This window comes from Marinobacter sp. ES-1, from assembly GCF_000475255.1.
Taxonomy (GTDB): domain Bacteria; phylum Pseudomonadota; class Gammaproteobacteria; order Pseudomonadales; family Oleiphilaceae; genus Marinobacter; species Marinobacter vinifirmus.
Window position 1 is genome coordinate 1 of sequence record NZ_AXBV01000077.1, and the last position, 3,648, is coordinate 3,648.

The 3,648-nt window shown below is 54.1% G+C and carries 3 protein-coding genes and 1 pseudogene; 1 reads left to right on the forward strand and 3 read right to left on the reverse strand.

Annotated features, from left to right (window positions below; translation table 11 throughout):
• Nucleotides 1-200: lipid A-modifier LpxR family protein (locus Q668_RS16940; protein WP_152521790.1), on the reverse strand; the 200-nt coding region annotated here is incomplete at its 3' end.
• An 822-nt stretch (nt 201-1,022) separates the two neighbouring features.
• Between Q668_RS16940 and bluB the strand changes: the two genes are divergently transcribed.
• Nucleotides 1,023-1,700 (forward strand): 5,6-dimethylbenzimidazole synthase, encoded by a 678-nt coding sequence (gene bluB / locus Q668_RS13590; RefSeq protein ID WP_052009726.1) that lies wholly within the window; start codon nt 1,023-1,025, stop codon nt 1,698-1,700.
• A gap of 69 nt (nt 1,701-1,769) precedes the next feature.
• On the opposite strand, the gene Q668_RS13595 is transcribed toward bluB, so the two are convergent.
• Nucleotides 1,770-2,606, reverse strand: coding sequence for a F0F1 ATP synthase subunit gamma (locus Q668_RS13595; RefSeq protein WP_264630522.1), 837 nt, complete (start codon nt 2,604-2,606; stop codon nt 1,770-1,772).
• Nucleotides 2,607-2,661: 55 nt separating this feature from the next.
• Nucleotides 2,662-3,648, reverse strand: a pseudogene (locus Q668_RS13600) (F0F1 ATP synthase subunit alpha); the annotation flags it as partial.

Genomic DNA, 3,648 nt, shown 5'->3' on the forward strand with positions numbered 1-3,648 from the left:
GCAAATCTTGCCGACTTTCCATCGCTCTCATCAGCGGTGTCCGTCAAATACGAAAAGCGTACCCCGTTTGTATAGCCGCGATCGGTTCCGGTAAGCAGGTCGTTATCCCAGGACAGGTTAACAACTTCTGCCCTGAGACTGGCGGGCAAAACACTAATAACGAAGAGCAACAGGAAGGCATATTCGCAGCGACGACTCAAATCCAGTCTCTCCGGTTAATACTATGAGTTAACGAGCATGGCCTACTGTCGAGTCATACCTGTTACAACGGCCACTCAATCCAGATGTGGAGACTAAGTCGCTTTCCCTTGCTTTTCTAGTTCCCTCCCATCGACGCGGTCAGCTCTTACGGATTAACGTGCCGCCAGACTAGGTAAGAACACCCGATTACTTTGAAAGTTCAGCTGTAGTCAATCGACTTTACAGGCACCGGTTCTTTGCTGTCAGGTAAGCCTGAATTACTAAACTTTATTCTAATCGCCCCAAGTGTCAGCCAGGTGGTTAGCCGAACATCCCCCGTCATTCCCAATGACCTGTGATGCGGCCAACCCTTGACTATTAACGAGTGCCGATGGGTGATACTCTCTCGCAAAATATAGCTTTCTACAGGCGGACTTTCGGACTACCCCGCTCGACTACTGTCCAATTTCGGACAGTTAAAACCAGACATTTTTTTCTGAGCTTGAAGTTCGCATAGTAAACTGCAAAACTAGAAATTAAGCGGTTGGGGCAGTGGTCATTCTGTCCAGTTAGAGCCATCTCTAACCTGACAAATGTGTGCCCAAACTTGGGATAAAACGTGTAACTATCGGTGTTAAAAGAACTTTTTTGAACTTCCGCCCGGCCTGCAAGTTACTGACGAACAACGATTTAGACCCACCGACCTCACTCCAAACCGACCCCAATCGGCGCCCTCCGGAGGCAGAGGTCAGAGGTTCGAATCCTCTCGGGCGCGCCATATTTTTCAAGGGCTTACGTGAAAACGTAAGCCCTTTTTATTTGTCTGTGTCCAAATTGTGTCCATGGTGTGTCCACGGTTTCTAGGACATTTTTTCCGGCCATGGAAATTTGACCTTTGTACTGAAACCGAAAACTCCCCCATTCCCCAGCCAGTGTTGGCTCGTTTGCTGAAAGCTGCCCACCATGCGCCATCGGTGGGCTTTATGCAGCCGTGGGACTTTGTTCTGATTGATAGCCTTGAGGTGCGTCAGCAGGTGCTGGCGAGCTTTAACGAAGAAAATGCCAAAGCTGCAGAAAACTATACTGGTGAACGCCAGCAAACCTACCGCAGCCTGAAATTGCAGGGCATTACCGAAAGCCCGATGAATTTATGTATTACCTGCGATCGCAGCCGGGGTGGTACTCACGTACTGGGCCGTAACTCGATTGTTGAAATGGATCTGTTCAGCACTTGCTTGGCGGTACAGAATTTGTGGCTGGCGGCGCGAGCGGAAGGTATTGGTGTGGGCTGGGTTAGTATTATCGATCAGGATCGGTTGTCGGATATTCTGCAGTTGCCCGAGCAAGTCTACCCCTTGGCGTATCTGTGCTTGGGCTATGTCAGCGAGTTTCTGGATCAGCCAGAGCTGCAAGCGAAAGGCTGGCGTGAACGCTTGCCATTGGAAGAGTTGGTGCATGGAAATGGCTGGGGAAAGCCGTTAGAGCCGGTTGGCTTGAGTGAACGATTGAAGAATAGCTGAACATCAGGCTGCAATGGGCGCTAACCTCTTTAACAGCACCTGAAGCCCCAGAGTGGGGATGATAAGCCCCTATTTGGGGATTTGAGAGCCCATTATGGGCTTTTTAGGCTTCTTCAACGCCTCAAAACCAATAATCACATCCATCAGTTCATTGGTAATTTCGTCTTGCCGCACCGATCTTAACTCGCCCGTTACATCTTCTATGCGCTCATCCACGGACTGCTCCGCCTGCTGCATAAGGGCCAAACGTGCGGAGTTTTCAGTGACCATGGCTTCTGCGGAGGCGCGGAAAACGCTGGCGAAAATGTGACTGCGAATCAGGGATGATAACAGCGCGTCTGCTTCCATGGTGTAATCCGGAAGTGCGCGTGAGTCCCATTGTTTTTCAGGCTGGAGCAGAGAAGGCTCCAGCGGTAAAAGGCTCTGCAGTGTCGGCTCTCGGGTGCCGTGCTCACCCCGCTGGGTAAAAGCCAGGGTGACGGCCAGGTGATGCAACGGCTGGCCCCGGCTAAAGCGATCGATACGGGTAACAATATCACCAGCGAGGCGGCCTATGCCGTCAGCTGAGGCGGGAGGCAGCAGGACCGCTTCCGGCGCCAGAGTCTGATCATCCAGGGCATCGTTCATTTGTGCACCAATACAAAGCAGGCGCTGTTTGCCTGCCATTGTGCGTTGGCAATGTTGCTGAACCGCTTTTGCGAGTACTTCATTGTAGTTGCCGCAGAGGCCATGGTCGGAGCCGAATACAATCACCAGGTGCTCAAGCGCCTCTTCCTGGTGCAGGCTGATACCACCGGTTCGATAAGCGAAGGCTGCAAAGCCCCGCAGTATGGCCTGATGATAGGCTTCGATTGAGCGGGCTGCGTGTTCATAAGGCGTTGCGTTTATCGCCGACAGGGTTTTCATAGTGTGAACGATGCCACGAATACTGGTCAGGGTATCGCTCTGCCGGGTGAGTGCTTCAAGCGTCTGGGCCATGCTTGACCTCGTCCGCTTCGGGTGTGGGGCCGGCATGATTTGCAGGCAGTACGGTGCGGGCAGTTGCGATAATCTGTGCGCGGTCGTCCTGGCTTAATGCCTTGTTTTCGCTGATGCGTTCATCAATGAACTGGAAATGCTTGCGGGCCGCGGCGCGGATACGGCTCATGGCATCGCTTAACTGCTCTTCAGGCAGGTCGTCGAACAGTCCTTCCATTGCCGCAATCAAAACCGCCAGTTGTTCGGCAGCAGGCATGGGATCACGCTCGGCCTGACGTAACGCGGTGCGAACCGCAGCACCACGGGTAAGGCGGGCGCGGGTGGTGTCGTCCAGCCGGGTACCGAACCGGGCGAAGTCTTCCAGTTCTTCAAACTGTGACAGGGTAACCCGCAGGTTACCGGCCACTTCCCGCAAGGTGCGGCTTTGCGCTTTGCCGCCTACGCGGGAAACCGACAAGCCCAGATCCACAGCCGGAAACTGGTTTCGACGCACCAGCCTTGGTGACAGATAAATTTGCCCGTCGGTAATGGAAATCAGGTTGGTGGGGATATAGGCGGACAGGTTTTCTGCCTGGGTCTCCACCACCGGCAAGGCGGTGATCGAACCGCCACCGGCTTCCCGGGTAAACTGACCGGCCCGCTCCAGCAAGCGGGCGTGTACATAGAAAATATCTCCGGGGAAGGCTTCGCGTCCCGGCGGCCGACGCAACAACAGCGACAACTCCCGGTAGGAGCGGGCGTGGTGGGTAAGGTCATCAAAAATCACCAGCACATCCTGGCTCTGATCAGAAAAATACTCCGCCATGGCCATGGCGGAGTAGGGGGCAATGTACGCCAGTCCGGGAGTTTCTTCGTCGCCGGCGGACATCACGATACTGCGGGCCAGCATGTTATCTTTCTTAAGGGCCGCAATGACTCGCGAGACCGCATCGCCGCGCTGGCCAATGGCGATCGAGTAGGAGGGGGAGTT

Excerpts from the sequence above, each read along its gene's own strand:
- bluB (WP_052009726.1), top strand. The coding sequence starts at position 1,023 with ATGGTGTGTCCACGGTTTCTAGGACATTTTTTCCGGCCATGGAAATTT.
- Q668_RS13595 (WP_264630522.1), bottom strand. The coding sequence starts at position 2,606 with ATGAAAACCCTGTCGGCGATAAACGCAACGCCTTATGAACACGCAGCC.